This window comes from Kribbella sp., from assembly GCF_035655035.1.
Lineage (GTDB): Bacteria > Actinomycetota > Actinomycetes > Propionibacteriales > Kribbellaceae > Kribbella.
In genome coordinates, this window is sequence record NZ_DASRVN010000428.1 from 1 (window position 1) to 14,469 (window position 14,469).

The 14,469-nt window shown below is 69.6% G+C and carries 15 protein-coding genes; 5 read left to right on the forward strand and 10 right to left on the reverse strand.

The features are described from left to right. Positions 1-341: 341 nt before the first annotated feature. On the forward strand, positions 342-1,628 hold the full coding sequence (locus tag VFF46_RS23650; RefSeq protein WP_325039384.1) for a hypothetical protein: 1,287 nt from the start codon (positions 342-344) through the stop codon (positions 1,626-1,628). A gap of 86 nt (positions 1,629-1,714) precedes the next feature. After that, a complete protein-coding gene (locus VFF46_RS23655; protein WP_325039385.1) occupies positions 1,715-4,162 on the forward strand; it encodes a polysaccharide lyase family 8 super-sandwich domain-containing protein in 2,448 nt (815 codons plus the stop codon). Here VFF46_RS23655 and VFF46_RS23660 read toward each other — a convergent pair. From VFF46_RS23660 to VFF46_RS23675, 4 genes are read right to left on the reverse strand one after another with little or no spacing between them, the layout of a single operon-like run. Then, positions 4,140-4,637, reverse strand: a complete 498-nt coding sequence (locus tag VFF46_RS23660) for a MarR family transcriptional regulator (protein WP_325039386.1) — start codon at positions 4,635-4,637, stop codon at positions 4,140-4,142. The two genes, VFF46_RS23655 and VFF46_RS23660, sit on opposite strands and share 23 nt — an antisense overlap. Beyond that, the gene (locus VFF46_RS23665; RefSeq protein WP_325039387.1) at positions 4,634-5,236 is read right to left on the reverse strand and encodes a DJ-1/PfpI family protein; all 603 of its coding nucleotides are present in this window, start codon (positions 5,234-5,236) and stop codon (positions 4,634-4,636) included. Before VFF46_RS23665 ends, VFF46_RS23660 begins: the two co-directional genes overlap by 4 nt. Positions 5,237-5,293: 57 nt before the next feature. Beyond that, positions 5,294-5,683 carry a type II toxin-antitoxin system VapC family toxin gene (locus tag VFF46_RS23670; protein ID WP_325039388.1) on the reverse strand — a complete coding sequence of 130 codons (390 nt, stop codon included), beginning with the start codon at positions 5,681-5,683 and terminating at the stop codon, positions 5,294-5,296. Continuing rightward, positions 5,683-5,916, reverse strand: coding sequence for a hypothetical protein (locus VFF46_RS23675; RefSeq protein ID WP_325039389.1), 234 nt, complete (start codon positions 5,914-5,916; stop codon positions 5,683-5,685). Before VFF46_RS23675 ends, VFF46_RS23670 begins: the two co-directional genes overlap by 1 nt. Before the next feature lie 81 nt (positions 5,917-5,997). Here VFF46_RS23675 and VFF46_RS23680 point away from each other — a divergent pair, with 81 nt between their 5' ends. Beyond that, a complete protein-coding gene (locus VFF46_RS23680) occupies positions 5,998-6,447 on the forward strand; it encodes a GNAT family N-acetyltransferase (protein ID WP_325039414.1) in 450 nt (149 codons plus the stop codon). On the opposite strand, the gene VFF46_RS23685 is transcribed toward VFF46_RS23680, so the two are convergent. The 4 genes from VFF46_RS23685 to VFF46_RS23700 form a co-directional block, all read right to left on the reverse strand. Then, on the reverse strand, positions 6,428-7,573 hold the full coding sequence (locus VFF46_RS23685; RefSeq protein WP_325039390.1) for an MFS transporter: 1,146 nt from the start codon (positions 7,571-7,573) through the stop codon (positions 6,428-6,430). The genes VFF46_RS23680 and VFF46_RS23685 overlap by 20 nt on opposite strands. After that, a complete protein-coding gene (locus tag VFF46_RS23690) occupies positions 7,570-8,718 on the reverse strand; it encodes a MerR family transcriptional regulator (RefSeq protein WP_325039391.1) in 1,149 nt (382 codons plus the stop codon). The genes VFF46_RS23685 and VFF46_RS23690 overlap by 4 nt, the downstream gene beginning before the upstream one ends. A gap of 91 nt (positions 8,719-8,809) precedes the next feature. After that, positions 8,810-9,328: an AAA family ATPase gene (locus tag VFF46_RS23695; protein WP_325039392.1), complete on the reverse strand. Its 519-nt coding sequence runs from the start codon at positions 9,326-9,328 to the stop codon at positions 8,810-8,812. 15 nt (positions 9,329-9,343) lie between these two features. Then, on the reverse strand, positions 9,344-10,495 hold the full coding sequence (locus VFF46_RS23700; protein WP_325039393.1) for an anhydro-N-acetylmuramic acid kinase: 1,152 nt from the start codon (positions 10,493-10,495) through the stop codon (positions 9,344-9,346). Positions 10,496-10,709: 214 nt separating this feature from the next. On the opposite strand from VFF46_RS23700, the gene VFF46_RS23705 reads away from it, so the two are divergent. After that, a complete protein-coding gene (locus VFF46_RS23705; RefSeq protein ID WP_325039394.1) occupies positions 10,710-11,609 on the forward strand; it encodes an endo-beta-N-acetylglucosaminidase H in 900 nt (299 codons plus the stop codon). 42 nt (positions 11,610-11,651) lie between these two features. On the opposite strand, the gene VFF46_RS23710 is transcribed toward VFF46_RS23705, so the two are convergent. Further along, entirely contained in the window at positions 11,652-11,876 is a 225-nt protein-coding gene (locus tag VFF46_RS23710) for a hypothetical protein (RefSeq protein WP_325039395.1), read from the reverse strand. Between the two features lie 81 nt (positions 11,877-11,957). Continuing rightward, positions 11,958-12,476 (reverse strand): histidine phosphatase family protein, encoded by a 519-nt coding sequence (locus VFF46_RS23715; protein WP_325039396.1) that lies wholly within the window; start codon positions 12,474-12,476, stop codon positions 11,958-11,960. A 75-nt stretch (positions 12,477-12,551) separates the two neighbouring features. Between VFF46_RS23715 and VFF46_RS23720 the strand changes: the two genes are divergently transcribed. After that, positions 12,552-14,411: an acyl-CoA dehydrogenase gene (locus tag VFF46_RS23720; protein WP_325039397.1), complete on the forward strand. Its 1,860-nt coding sequence runs from the start codon at positions 12,552-12,554 to the stop codon at positions 14,409-14,411. The last annotated feature ends 58 nt before the right edge of the window (positions 14,412-14,469 follow it).

Consider the following 14,469-nt stretch of genomic DNA (forward strand, 5'->3'; position numbering starts at 1 on the left):
CCCCAGCAACCACCGCCCCCACCCCCGCCGTTCCCGCCGCAGCTACCCCATCCGCCGTCCGCGCAGCTGCCGCCACCGCCACCGGTCTTGCGGCTGCCACTCCCGCCGCCGGTCCTACGGGCGCCACTCCTGCAGCTGCCACTGCCGCCGGCGTTCCCACGGCTACTAGTCCCACCGCCGGTCTTGCGGCCGTCACCCCCGCCGCTCCCGCGGCTGCTACCCCCGTCGCCGCCTCCGAGTCCACCTCCGCGGCTGCCATTCCGCCCGTCGCCCCCGCGGCTGCCGCGCCCACCGTGCCCTCCGCTTCCGCCCCCGTCTCCGCGCGGATGCAGCCTGTTGCCGTGCGGAACACGCCGGCGGTCCCGGCTGCGCCGATGTTCATGTCCGCCGCCGCCGTACAGCGGGCGAAGGCTCCGGTCCTGATCGGCGCCGGCGCCCGCTACGAGAACGAGCGCACAACGTACGGCGACGAAGCCGCCACGCGGCGCACCGCCGACGGAGGTGTTGAGCGGGGCGTCGGTGAGGGGCGGCGGGGCGGGGCTCTGGACGGGGAGGCGTCCGTACAGTCGGCAGGCCCGGCAGATGAGAAGGCGACTGTTCCGTTGGCTGAGTCGCCGGAGTTTGTCAAGAGTGATGAGGCGGTGCGGCGGACGGCCGCGCTGCTCGCGAGTGGAGCCTTGTTGCTGACGGCCACGAGTTGTGGGCTGATGCCGCCGAAGAACAGTTTGAGTGTGCCGGACACCCGCCCGGCGGTCACGCTGGCTGACGCGCAGGCGGTCGTGCAGCGGTACAACCAGCTCAACAACCAGGCGAACCGGACCCGCGACGCGAAGATCTCCGCGACGATCGAGGGCGACCCGACCCTCGCCCAGACCCGGGCGGGCTTCGAGATCGGCCGGAAGCTCGACGCCGCCGGCAAAGAGGTGTCGAAGCCGTTCAGCTACACGAACCCGGAGATCGGCGCCCCGCAGTTCGCGTCGTACCCGATGCGGTTCGTGGTCAGCTCCGGCATCTCGAACGCCCCGGGCAGCCGCCAGCTCGGCGTCTGGCAGCGGCAGAGCGCCGGCGCCCCGTGGCTGCTGACGCACTCGGTCTACCCGGCCAAGACGGTCCCGGTGCCGTCCCTCGACGGCCTGCGTACGCCGGACACCGCCGACCTGAACCTGCTCCGCGCGCAGCCGGGCGCCGTCGCGAAGGACCTCGCGGCGTACCTGACCGGCGGCGTGAAGGCACCGCAGGCGAAGACGTTCGCGACCTCACCCAGCCTGAAGAACCTCCTCGACCTGCGCGCGAAGACGAAGGCCTCCGACACCGCCGAGCCGTACATCGCGAGCGTCACCGACGCGTTCCTGCCGTCCGGCGACCCGCTGGCGTTCATCACCTCGAACGGCGACGCCCTGGTGTTCCTGTCGCTCACCGAGCAGTACCTGCAGCGCGTCGAGCCGGGCTCGAACGCGTACTGGACCAGCGGCGAGGCGACCGCGTTCAGCAGCATGGTCAAGTACACGCAAAGCCTGCACCAGGACTACCTGCACCAGGTCGCGCTGGTGATCCCGACGAAGGCGTCCGGCAAGCCGGTCAACGTGCTCTCGATCGAGCCGCAGCTGATCGGCGCCGGCGGACTCTGAAAATTCGACCGGTAAGCGATTGCCGAAAGATAGTTCCTACTGATTGACTCCCGGGGTCAGGTTTTCCCATCCGCCCGGGAGTACCAGTGGAGCTCACGCGTCGCCGCCTGCTGTCGTTCGTCCCTGCCACCGCCCTGCTGACCGCGGTCCGGCCTGCCGGCACCGCGGCGGCCGCGACCGCCGATCCCGGCCAACTGCTCACCAACGCGATCGCGATCTATGCCGGTACGGCGGAATCGAACGCCCGCCCGGAAGTCGCCGCGAAGGTCGCCGCGATCGACAGCACCGCCCGTACCTGGCTGTCGGCCCTCGACCGCGCCGGTACCGGCCAACTGTTCGCCGGCCTCTCCCTCGGCACCAGCGACCCGAACCTCAGCTCGTCGTACCAGCACCTCTACGAGATCGCGCTCGCCTACCGCCGCCCCGGCGCCGCGCCCGACCTGCACACCCCGGCCGTGCGCGACCGGATCGCGAACGGGCTGGTGTGGCTGTACGACAACTACTACGGCGACCAGTCGACGGGGTACTACGGCAACTGGTTCACCTGGGAGATCGGCATCTCGACGTTCGTGTCGAAGACGCTCGCGCTGATCGACGCCCCCGCCGACCTGGTCACGACGTACGTCGCCTCGATGGACGCGTACCTGCGCAACGGGAAGAACGGCGACGTCGACCTCGACTCCCGGTTCCACACCGGCGCGAACCTCGTCGACATCACCGCGAACCGGGTGCTCCAGGGCGCGCTGCTCAACGACGACGCGCGGATCCGGAAGGCGCTGCAGGACCAGTTCACGGTGTTCGCGACCGTCGATCCGTACAACCTGCAGCACGGTGTCACGGACGGGTACTACGCGGACGGGTCGTTCATCCAGCACGCGTCCGTCGCGTACACGGGCTCGTACGGGAAGGGCCTGCTCAGCCGGGTCGTGCAGACGATCAAGGTGCTCGCGGGCACGGAGTACGCGCAGGGCGACGACCTGGTCGGCGTGGTGCAGGGCTGGGTCGAGCACGGGTTCGCGCCGCTGATCTTCGAGGGCTGGATGATGGAGATCGTCAAGGGTCGCGCGGTCTCCCGGACGGGCACCGGGTACGACGACGTCGCGGTCGTCGTGGAGGCGATCGTGGACCTCGCCGACTACGCCGCCGGCCCGGACGCCGCCCGGCTGAAGGCGTTCGCGAAGTTCACGGCACGGCCGACGATCAACGCGAACAGCTTCGTGTCGCCGGTCAGCGTCGGGCGGTTCGCGGACCTCAAGGCGGACGCGTCGATCGTGCCGGCCGACCTCAACCCGGCGGCGCTCAGTACGGCGTTCAACGCGATGGACCGGACCGTGCACCGCCGGCCGGGGTACGCGTTCGCGCTGGCCCGGAACTCGTCGCGGATCAGCAAGTACGAGTACATGAGCGGGGAGAACCTGCTGCCGTGGTTCCAGGGCGACGGGGCGCACTACCTGTACCTGTCCGGGCAGGACCAGACGCAGGCGTTCGGCATCGACTACTTCACCACGGTGTCGCCGTACGCGCTCGGCGGCGTGACCGCACCGGTCCAGACGCGCAAGTCGGTACCGGAGCTGTACGGGACGGCGTACTACGACAACGCGGCCGCGGGCTTCACGGCGTCGTCGGAGTCGCAGAACACCTACGTGTACTTCCCGGTCGGGACGAACGTGTACTCCGGCGGCGCGACGCTCGACGCGTACGGCGCGGTCGGCTGGGTGCAGTCCGACGACTTCGCGTACGCGTCCCGGGCGGAACTGCCCGCGGACTTCGTGGTCTACAAGAACGCGTCGGCCACCAAGTCGTGGTTCCTGCTCGACGACGAGATCGTCGTACTGGCCGCGGGCGTCGGCGACGGCACCCGGCCGGTCACCACCACGCTCGACACCCGCATCGCGTCCGCCACCGCGCCGGTGGACGTCTCCCGGTCGTCGCGGTGGTTGCGGTACACCGACGGAACGGTTGCCGTCGGCTACTACTTCCTGCAGGCGGCGGATGTCTCGGCGCAGGTGGAGACGGTGACGCGGAGCCGGCGGGTGGTGCGTACCTCGAACCCGGACACGGCGGTCACCAAGCAGGTCTTCGCGCTCACCCATGCCCAGCCGCCCGGTCGCAAGCACACCCTCGCTTACGCATTGGTGCCCAACGCAACAGAATCCGCGCTGAACTCCTACCAGCACAACCGGCTCACCCTGCTGTCGAACACGACCAGACTCCAGGCGATCCAGCACAACGGCCTCCGCCTCACCGCTGCCAACAGCTTCTCTCCCGGCCTGCACCACCTCCCGGGCGTCACCATCGACGGCCCGGCGTCAGTACTCGTCCGCCGGCAGGCATCAGCCGTGCAGGTAGCAGTCTCCGATCCGACGACGCAGCGCGACACCATCACCGTCACGCTGCCGGCGCAGTACCTCAAACCCGCGACAGCAACCGAGGCAGTGCAGGTGACACGGACGGCGATCGGCACCAGGCTCACCTTCACCACCCACCACACCTACGGAGAGAGTCTGGCGATCACGCTTCTTCCAGCTTGGTGATCAGCGCCTGCATCGTGCGCAGGGTGGTGCGGAGATCGTCGAGATCGACGGTCTCCGCCAGCTCCGAGGTCCACGGGTGCTGGGCGACCGCGATCTGCCGGATCGCGTAGTGCCCGGCCTCGGTACAGGCGAGCAGTTTCGCCCGCCGATGCGCCGGATTCGGCCGGTACTCCGCGAGCCCGCGCTCGACCAGCAGATCCGCGATCCGCTGCACGCCCTGCCGGCTCACCCCCATGATCCGCCCGACGTCAGCCACCGAATGCGGCTCCCGCAGTACGCCGCCGAGCACCTGCCACCACGCCGCCGTCAGCCCACCGTGGGCAGCCAGCCCCTGCGCGGCCTCCATCAGCCGCGCGTTGAGCCGGAAGGTGGCGAGGACGACATCGGTCAACGCCGCACCACCCTCCGACTGCGGGCCGGGCTTCGGCCACTCGTCGCGCGGCGGAACGACCGCCGCCTCGTCCTCGCGCGTCATCCCACCAGGTTGGCGTAGGCGGCCGGGTCCGCACGGTGGAACACGCCCTCGTACGCCTCCAGCTTCCGCTCGTCCGCCAGCCCGAGCCGCTCCAGCACCGCCCGCGCGAACTGCACCGGCGAGTCCGGCCCGGCCGTGATCAGGTCCCCGCCGATCACCGCGCGCGCCTCGACGTACCCGTCCGCGCCCTGGTACCCGGTCGCCTGCAGGTACTCCTTCGCCGCGCTCGTGTGCTTCCGCCCGTCCAGCAGCCCGGCCCGCGCCAGCCCCGCCGTCGCACCACAGATCGCCGCCACCGGTACGCCGTCGTCGAGGAAGCGCCCGGCCAGCTTCGCGAACTCCTCCCCACCCCCGTTGTCCCACTGCCCCGACCCCGCCAGCACCAGCAGATCCCCGGCGTCCGGCTGCACATCCGCGATCGTCACATCCGGCACGATCCGGAGACCACCCATACTCACCACCGGCTCGAGCGACTCCCCAACCGTCACCACCCGCCACGCCTCCCCGGTAAACCGCCCGGTCCGCAACTCCACGGTCAGATACCCGACCTCCCAGTCCGCGAACGTCTCGTACACCGCCACATACGCCGTCTTCGTCATAGACAACACATTGTCATCACGACAGCATGTTGTCAATAGTTCGGACGGCGGAGGGGATTACGAGGGCGCGTCGACCGTGAGGCCGGCGGTGCGGGCGGCGTCGGCGAGGCGTTTGTCGTACGTGACGAGCGACGTGAGCGGCTGGATCCGCAGAGCCGTCGCCAGGTGGATCGCATCCAGGCTCCGCACCGTCACCGGCGGCACGGTCTGGGCGACGATCCGGCTGCCGGCGTCCAGGTCGCGGAACTCGATCAGGTCCAGCACGCGGGGCAACCGCGCCACGGCCTCCGGCGCATGGCGCGCGAGCGCCCGGAAGGACTCGATCTCGGCGAGCACCGAACTCACCCACGCGGTCTCCGCGCGCTCGTCCAGCCAGTCACGCAGCGCGGCCGACTCGGCGTCGGCGTGCACCAGCTTCACGATCGCCGCCGAGTCGAGGTAGATCATCAGCGCTCGCCGTCCCGCTCCAGGGACAGCTCCGCGCCGACGTCGACGCCGTCCGGCTCACCGATCGGCATCCGCAGTACCGCCCGGCGCATCTCGGCGGCCCGCTCCAGGCGGAGCGCCGCCTCGAGCACCGCTTGCCTGATCACCGCCGACCGCGAGCTGCCGTCGTGCGTCAGCACCTCCAACGCATGCTCGGTCTCCGCGTCGCTTCGAATGGTGATGGTGTCTGCCATGGAACTTGTGTAAGACGCATTGTCTTACACAACCAGGAAAACCTGATGCTGCTGGCGTGGGGTGGCTGGGAGGGTGGGGGGATGGGTGTGCGGGCGGTGACGTTGGATGACTGGGATGGGTTCTGGCCGTTGGTGAAGGGGTTTGGGACCGCGTTTTCGGAGGAGGAGAGTCGGGGGTTCTTTGCGGAGCTGGTGGTGGATCCGCGGTGGGTAGCGCTGGGGTACGACGACGGTGGGTTGGTGGGGTACGCGGCGGTGCAGGACTACGGGACGCATCTGCGGGGTGGGCCGCGGCATCACGGGCGGTTGCATGATCTGTATGTCGTGCCGGAGCGGCGGAGTGGCGGCGTCGGGCGGGAGTTGATGGCGGCGGTGGTCGAGTGGGCTTCGACTCGGGTGCGGTATCTGGAGTGGCAGGCGCATCACGAGCGGGCGGCGCCGTTCTACGAGGCGCTCGGGTATCGCGGGGAGCCGTGTCCGCAGCCGGAGTACCCGACGTTCGAGATCGACTTCAGAGCCTCAGCAACATAAGGCCGGCCAGCGCGGTCGCGGTGGCGGCAAGCGCCAGGGCGTGGCGTACGTCGAGGGTCGCGAGCAGGTTGGTGGACACCAGGAGTGGCACGGTTTGCACCAACGACAGCAGGGATTGCAGTCGAGTCAGGTGCGATGTCGGCGTACTGCGGACGAACACCGGAGCGAGGTGCGACGTGAACAAGCCGACGCCTAGGCCCTGCACGAGCGTGGCGCTGACGGCGAGCGGGATCGTGGGGGCCAGCGCGAGGCCGGAGATGCCTGCGGCGGCGAGTAGGCAGCCGATGCCGCCTGCTACACCCGCGCGGGAGAAGGTGCCGAAGCGTGCCACCAGAGCCGTCACCAGCAAACTCCCACAAACGTTGCCTGCGACAACAAACCCCGCTTGACCGGCCGCCCAGCCGTGCGCGCGGGCGAGCAGCGGGACGCACAGGGAGGTCACCGGCAGGACGAACGCCGCCACCAGGCCGACCACTCCCAGAACCATCCGCAGCACCGGATCCGCGATCGCCACGCGCAATCCGTCCAACGCCGCCCGCACCACCGAAGGGCGTTCGGGTTGCGGAGGTACGTCGTACGGCGGTCTCAACATCAATAAAACAAGGAACTGCACGGCGAACGTGAGACCGTCGAGTACCAACGCGCCGACCAGCCCCACCGTCGCGACGAGCATCCCACTGATCGGCCCGCCGGCGAGCGTGATGACCTGCGATGCCGAGGTGCGCAGAGCCATTGCCTGAGGCAACTGATCGTCCGGTACGAACAGCCGCGGCAGGACGCCCGACGCAGGTAGGGCGAACGCGTCGACGGTTCCAACCGTGATCGACGTCGCCAGCAACACCCCGGCCGAGACGCCCCGCACTCCGACCACGAGCGTGAGGCAGAAGCAGCACGTTCCGACGATCGCGGTGCAGCTCAGCAGCAGGCGGCGCGGGCCGATGCGGTCGCCGAGGACGCCGCCGAGCAGGAGTAGTACGGCGCGCGGCAGGGTGAACCCGGTCAGCACGAGCGCGGCGACCCGCGGGCCGATGCCGGTTGCCGCCCAGCCGAGGGCGAAGAACAGTGCGGTGTCGCCGAGTACCGAGAGGGTGGAACCTGCCAGCCAGCCGTAGTACGCCCGGTTCACCCGTCCAGCCGGACAGGCATCACCAACGTGGTGAACGTGCCCTGATCCGCCGACCTTACGACGACGGGTCGCGACGGGTCGCAGATCTCCAGCAGTACGTCGGGGCCGACGCTCGCCTCCAGCGCCGCGGCCAGCAACGCCGCGGTGAACCCGATCCGCGCGGACCCGGTCCCGATCACGTCGAGCCGCACCTCGTCGCCGATCCGCAGTACCTCCGAATCGATGTCAAAGGCAACAATCTCGCGCCCGTCCAGTGCGGCGAGCAACCGCAGGCGATCCACCACCACCCGGCAGACCGGCGGCGCCAGCCCCTCCAGGATCTGCTGGTACGCCGGATACTCCGCGTCGACGACCGCCAACTCCCGCGACTCGTCACCCCGTACGAGCACCAGCCCGCCGTCCACCTCGATCCGTACGACGTCCCCCGCCGCGACCCACCGGCTCACCGCGGCCAGGTCCGCGGCCCGTACGAGCACCCGCCTGCTCAGCCCGCCGAACTCCACCGGCCGAACACTCCGCACCGCCAACCGATACCGGTCGGTCGCCACGAACACAACTTCCTCCGCCGACAACTCGACCAGCACACAACTCAAGACGAGTCCCAAATCCCCCGCAGCCGCAGTTGGGGTAGGCGTCCCGCCGGAGCCGGACTCCTGCACCGGAGGAGCGCCCGCGGGCGTGCTGGTGGAGGGAGCGCTGGAGGCGGAGCCGGGCTCCGCCGTGGCTGGGTGGGATGTGGGTGCCCCGCCCGGCGGGCCTGCGGCGGGGGTTACCTGGCGGATGGCGCTGGCGAGTTCGGGGCCGCCGAGAAGGGCTGTGGTCTGGTGGGAGAGGAGTTGGGTGAGGAGGCGGGTGGCGGCTTCGCGGGTTGCGGTGGACTTGGCCTCCAGCGTGCGGAGGTGGGCCTGGACGAGCTCGGCGACCTCGGACGGCGGGGCGTCCAGGGCGAGGCGGACCTCCGGGAGGGGGAGGTCGATCTCGCGGAGGTCGCGGAGCAGGCGGGCGCGGCCGGCCTGGGACGGGTCGTAGTACCGGTAGCCGTTCGTCGCGTCGACCTCGGCGGGTGGGAGCAGGCCGCAGTCGTCGTAGAACCGCAGCGCGCTCGGCGCCAGCCCGACGAGCCGGGCGAACTCACTGATCGTCATGTGCCCGACCCTCACCCCTGCACCAACTCGAAGGTCAACCCGGCTTTCCGGAAACAAGCCGGCACCAGGCGGCGAAGATGTTCCGGAAAGGTCAACTCCGGAGCCGGCCCCACAGGCTGAGGGTCTTGCCGAAGCGTTCGCCACGGACCCAGTCCAGGATGCCCTTCGCGCACCGCTCCGGATTCACATCCGAAAGCACCGACCGCGGCACGTACTTGCGCATCTCGGCCGCATCCGCGAGCGCCTCGTCGATCTGCTCCTCCGGCCAACCGCGCGCGGCCAGCCGCTTCCGGCGTACGGCGTCCGGGCAGTCGAGGTGCAACCAGCGCCCCTCTGGCAGCTCGGCCGGCAGCCCCGGGGTGAGCAGCAGCACCGGGATGCCGGACCGCCGGATCAGCTCGGTGATCCGCAACCACAGCGCGTTGTACGCCGGCCAGATCGGCGCCGCCGTCGGACTGGCGATGCTGATCCCGAGCAGCCGGCCGTCGTCGTCCAGCAGCTCGTCCATGTCCATCACGACCATGTTGCCCGGACTGAGCCGGACCAGCTCGGGCACAACCGTGGTCTTTCCCGACCCGGGCGCCCCCGTCACCACGAACAACCTCGTCACAGCTCTAGTGTGCGGTCATTCCACCACGAGGCGCAGGGGAGGTCGTGCCTCGCCGGAAATCGTGGGCAGGCCGCTGGGTCCCGGAGTCACCGATCCGAGCACGCTGGAGTGCCGCGCGCCCGTGCAGCTGGGCACCGTCCCGCCGAGGCCGTGGACGGTCAGGAAGCCGAGTACGGCGAACGCGTACGCCTCCTTCGCGGCCGACGGCATACCCAGCTCGTCGGTGGTCCGGACCGGTATCTCCAGCTCGTCCGCGAGCAGATGCATGAGCACCGGGTTCCGGATCCCGCCGCCCGACGCCACCACCTCGGTCCCGCCGTACCGCCGTACCGCGTCGGCCACCGTCCGCGCGGTCAGCGTGGTCACGGTCGCGACCAGGTCCTCGGCCGGGATCACGGGCAGCCCTTCCATCGCGTGCGCGACGTACGCGAGGTTGAACAGCTCCTTCCCGGTCGACTTCGGCGCCGGGCGGCCGTAGTACGGCTCGGCCAGCAACCGGTCGAGGAGCTCGAGATGCACCTGCCCGCGCGCGGCCATCACCCCGTCCGCGTCGAACGGCTGCCCGGTCAGGTCGGCCACGACCGCGTCGATCAGCGCGTTCGCCGGACCGGTGTCGAACGCCACCGGGTCGCCGTGCACGACGGTGATGTTCGCGATGCCGCCGAGGTTGAGCGCGACGGGTACGCCGGGACGTCCGCGCAGCCACAGTACGTCGATGATGCTGACCAGCGGCGCCCCCTGACCGCCCGCGGCGACATCCCGCGCCCGCAGGTCCGACACCACCGGTACGCCGGTGGCCTCCGCGATCCAGGCGGGCTGCCCGAGCTGCAACGTCCCGCGGACCGCGCCGCCGTCGACCCAGTGGAACATCGTCTGCCCGTGCGACACGATCAGGTCCGCGTACCCGCCGCACAGCTGTTCGACCGCCTGCAGCGCGACCGCCGCGAACGCCTGCCCGATCCCCGTGTCGAGCCGGCAGACCTGCTCCATCGTGGTCGGCGCCGGCGGCAGCGCGGCCGCGACCGCCGCCCGGAGGTCGTCCGGGTACGGCTGGCTGAGCATGCCCAGCGGGGTCAGCACCAGCTGGTCCCCGTCCAGCCGCAGGTCCGCGGCGGCGGCGTCGATCGCGTCGTACGACGTCCCGGACATCAGTCCGATCACTCGCATGTCACTCCCGTCGGTGGCCGGTCGCAACCTCCAGTCTGGGTCATCGAGGCCCGGCTCCGCGAGCCCGGGCCTTGACAGCCGGTGATCACCGTTTGATGATCGGTGACGCTATACCGGTTTATCAGCAGTCGCCCCCGGCCTGACCCGTCGGCTGGCGGCAGCTACTTAACCGCTATAGCGATCCCGCCCCCTTTGACGAGGAGTCGATCAGCTCATGAAGCGAAGGACCCTGTTGTCAGCCCTGGCCGCCGGTACCGCGGCAGCCGCCACCGGTGCCGCCCTGCCGGCCGAGGCCGCGGCGAAGCGCCGCCCGCGCGCGACGACCGGACCGATCACGGTCGCGTACATCGAGGTCAACGACCACAGCATGCTCAGCGCCGGCAAGTACACGCTGGCGAACGGCGGCGCCCAGGTGATCGACATCGCGGTGATCTTCGCCGCGAACATCAACTACGACGGCTCGAAGGCATACCTGTCGTTCAACCAGCAGGTCCAGAGCGTGCTCGACAACGTCGCCACGCAGGTGCGCCCGCTGCAGCAGAAGGGCATCAAGGTACTGCTGTCGATCCTCGGCAACCACCAGGGCGCCGGCTTCGCGAACTTCCCGGACCAGGCGTCCGCGGACGCGTTCGCGCAACAGCTCGCGGACGCCGTCAACCAGTACGGCCTGGACGGCATCGACTTCGACGACGAGTACGCGGACTACGGCAACAACGGCACCGGCCAGCCGAACGACTTCTCGTTCGTGTACCTGGTGCAGGCGCTCCGCGCGAAGCTGCCGAACAAGCTGATCACGCTGTACGACATCGGCCCGGCCGCGGCCCGCCTGAGCTACAACGGCCAGAGCATCGCCGAAACCTTCGACTACGCCTGGAACCCGTACTACGGCACGTGGGGCATCCCCGCCGGCCCGAGCGAGAAGTCCCGCCTCTCCCCCGCCGCGATCTCCTACACCGGCACCAGCTCGTCCACCGCCGCCAGCCTCGCCCAGCGAACGGTCAGCGAGGGGTACGGCGTCTTCCTCACCTACAACCTCACCGAGTCGGACACGTCCGCATACATGTCCGCCTTCACCCAAAAGCTCTACGGCAGCAACACCGTCTACACGGCCTAGGCGCAAAGGAAGGCCGGCGGCGATCGCCGCCGGCCCTCGGGTTCAGCCGCGCTCTTGGCCGCCGGTCCTGCCGTCACGTGCGCTGTCGACGCGCCGCTGCAGCTCCTCAGGCGAATCCCCCCGGCCGGCGCCCTTGATGACGTTCTTCGCGGCCGCGGTCTGGCCGTTCGTCTGGAGCCGGTCGACGACCTTCCCGAACCGGCGCTGATTCGTCTCCGCCTGGTCGCCGGCCAGGTCGTCCTTCGCTTTCCCACGCCCGAAGGCCATCGCCATCTCCTCTACACCCCTGAGACCGTCAGCGGCCTCCTTCTGGTCCCCAGATATTAAGACGGCGAACGGTTCACCCAGCTAGTACGCGTACTCCCATCCCGGTTGCCAGTTGAACGGGGCAACGATCAGTTCTTCCAGCGGGCGGCCACTTCCGAGAAGGTGCTCCAACGTCCATCTGTTCGCGGAGTGGGCGACGACGAGGACCGCCGCGTCGGCGTACCACCGTTTGACGTCGGCAAGGAACGAGCGGGTCAGCTCGACGACGTCGGCGTACGACTGGCCACCGGGGAACGGCGTGTGTACGCGCTCGATGCGGGGGTCGAGGGCATCCACCGGGGCGCCGTTGAGTTCGCCGTAGTTGCATTCGCGGAGGCGCCAGTCCTGCAGGTGCGGCACCACGAAGCCGGCGACCTCCACGGTCTGGACCGCGCGCAGCAGGTCAGAGCTGAAGACCACGTCGACGTCCCGCCGGCGCTCCCCCAGTTCCTTCGCCAGGTGCACGCCTTCCGCGGACAGTTCGCCGGGCAGCCAGCCGGTGGCGATCCCGTTCTCGTTGTCGACGGTGATCGAGTGCGTCTCGTATATCAGCCTGGTCACAGGTCACAGCAAACCCCCTTTGTCTTCGTTACCGACGGGTATATACTTAAGTTACTCGTGAGTAAGGGAGCTTTCGTGAGCCATTACAAGTCGAATCTGCGGGATATCGAGTTCAACCTGCTCGAGGTTCTGGGCCGGGGTGACGTGCTCGGACAGGGCCCGTACGCCGAGATGGACGTCGACACCGCCCGGGAGGTTCTCGCGGAGGTCGACCGGCTGGCCAAGCACGAGCTGGCCGAGTCGTTCGCGGAGGCCGACCGGAACCCGCCGGTCTTCGACCCGGAGGCGCACGAGGTCCGGATGCCCGAGGCGTTCAAGAAGAGCTACCACGCCTACATGGACGCCGAGTGGTTCAAACTGGAGCTCCCGGCCGAGCTGGGCGGTCAGCCGACCCCGCCGTCGCTGCGCTGGGCCGCCGCCGAGCTGGTGCTGGGCGCCAACCCGCCGGTGCACATGTACGCCGCCGGCCCGAACTTCGCGCACGTGCTCTGGCGCAACGGCACCGAGCGGGACCAGAAGATCGCGCACCACATCATCGAGCGCGGCTGGGGCGCGACCATGGTGCTGACCGAGCCGGACGCCGGCTCCGACGTCGGCGCGGGCCGGACCAAGGCCACTCTGCAGGACGACGGCTCCTGGCACATCGAGGGCGTCAAGCGGTTCATCACCTCGGGCGAGCACGACATGACCGAGAACATCATCCACCTGGTGCTGGCCCGCCCGCAGGGCGTCGAGGGGGTCGGCGGCCCGGGCACGAAGGGCCTGAGCCTGTTCGTGGTTCCGAAGTACGACTTCGACCTCGAGACCGGTGAGCTGACCGGCGAGCGCAACGGCGCCTTCGTCACGAACGTCGAGAAGAAGATGGGCATCAAGGTCTCCACGACCTGCGAGGTGACCTTCGGCGACGGCATCCCCGCGAAGGGCTGGCTGCTCGGCGAGGTGCACGACGGCATCGCGCAGATGTTCCAGGTGATCGAGTACGCCCGGATGATGGTCGGCACCAAGGCGATCGCCACCCTCTCCACCGGCTACCTGAACGCGCTCGAGTACGCGAAGGAGCGGGTGCAGGGCGCGGACCTCACCCAGCCGGCCAAGGACGCGCCGCGGGTCACGATCACCCACCACCCCGACGTACGGCGTTCGCTGATGACGCAGAAGGCGTACGCCGAGGCGCTCCGGGCGCTGGTGCTGTTCACCGCGACGTACCAGGACCGCGCCGAGCAGGCCCGGTACGCCGGTGAGCGCGACAAGCTCGCCGAGGGCGTCAACGACCTGCTGCTGCCGCTGGTGAAGGGCTACGGCTCGGAGAAGTCCTGGACGCTGCTCGGCACCGAGTCGCTGCAGACGTTCGGCGGCTCCGGCTTCCTGCAGGACTACCCGATCGAGCAGTACGTCCGGGACGCGAAGATCGACACCCTCTACGAGGGCACGACGGCGATCCAGGGCCAGGACCTGTTCTTCCGGAAGATCATCAAGGACCAGGGCAAGGCGCTCGGCCATCTCGCCGAGCAGGTGCAGGCGTTCGTCGCCTCCGAGGCGGGCAACGGCCGCCTGAAGGAGGAGCGCGGACTGCTCGCCAAGGGCCTCGAGGACACCCAGAAGATCCTGGGCATCATGGGCCAGGCCCTGATGGCCAGCAATCCCCAGGCGGAGAACGGCGACCCCCGGAACGTCTACAAGGTCGGCCTGAACACCTCGCGGCTGCTGTTCGTCCTCGGCGACGTGGTCTGCTCGTGGCTGATGCTCCGCCAGGCCGAGGTCGCGCTGGAGCGGCTCGGCGGCGAGCTTTCCGCCGCTGACCAGGACTTCTACACCGGCAAGGTGGCCGCGGCGCAGTGGTTCGTGCGGTCCACGATGCCGTCGGTCCGGGCCGAGCGGGTGAAGGCCGAGCTCACCGACCTGGACGTGATGGACCTCCCCGAGTCCGCGTTCTGAGGCTCCTCCGGCTCGGCCACTTGCGCGGGTCGAGCCGGAGGGTTCGGGGCATGAACCC

Coding starts and splice junctions, on each gene's coding strand:
- VFF46_RS23700 (WP_325039393.1), bottom strand. CDS start 10,495: ATGCGAGTGATCGGACTGATGTCCGGGACGTCGTACGACGCGATCGAC.
- VFF46_RS23675 (WP_325039389.1), bottom strand. CDS start 5,916: ATGGCAGACACCATCACCATTCGAAGCGACGCGGAGACCGAGCATGCG.
- VFF46_RS23705 (WP_325039394.1), top strand. CDS start 10,710: ATGAAGCGAAGGACCCTGTTGTCAGCCCTGGCCGCCGGTACCGCGGCA.
- VFF46_RS23670 (WP_325039388.1), bottom strand. CDS start 5,683: ATGATCTACCTCGACTCGGCGGCGATCGTGAAGCTGGTGCACGCCGAC.
- VFF46_RS23665 (WP_325039387.1), bottom strand. CDS start 5,236: ATGACGAAGACGGCGTATGTGGCGGTGTACGAGACGTTCGCGGACTGG.
- VFF46_RS23710 (WP_325039395.1), bottom strand. CDS start 11,876: ATGGCCTTCGGGCGTGGGAAAGCGAAGGACGACCTGGCCGGCGACCAG.
- VFF46_RS23690 (WP_325039391.1), bottom strand. CDS start 8,718: ATGACGATCAGTGAGTTCGCCCGGCTCGTCGGGCTGGCGCCGAGCGCG.
- VFF46_RS23660 (WP_325039386.1), bottom strand. CDS start 4,637: ATGACGCGCGAGGACGAGGCGGCGGTCGTTCCGCCGCGCGACGAGTGG.
- VFF46_RS23680 (WP_325039414.1), top strand. CDS start 5,998: ATGGGTGTGCGGGCGGTGACGTTGGATGACTGGGATGGGTTCTGGCCG.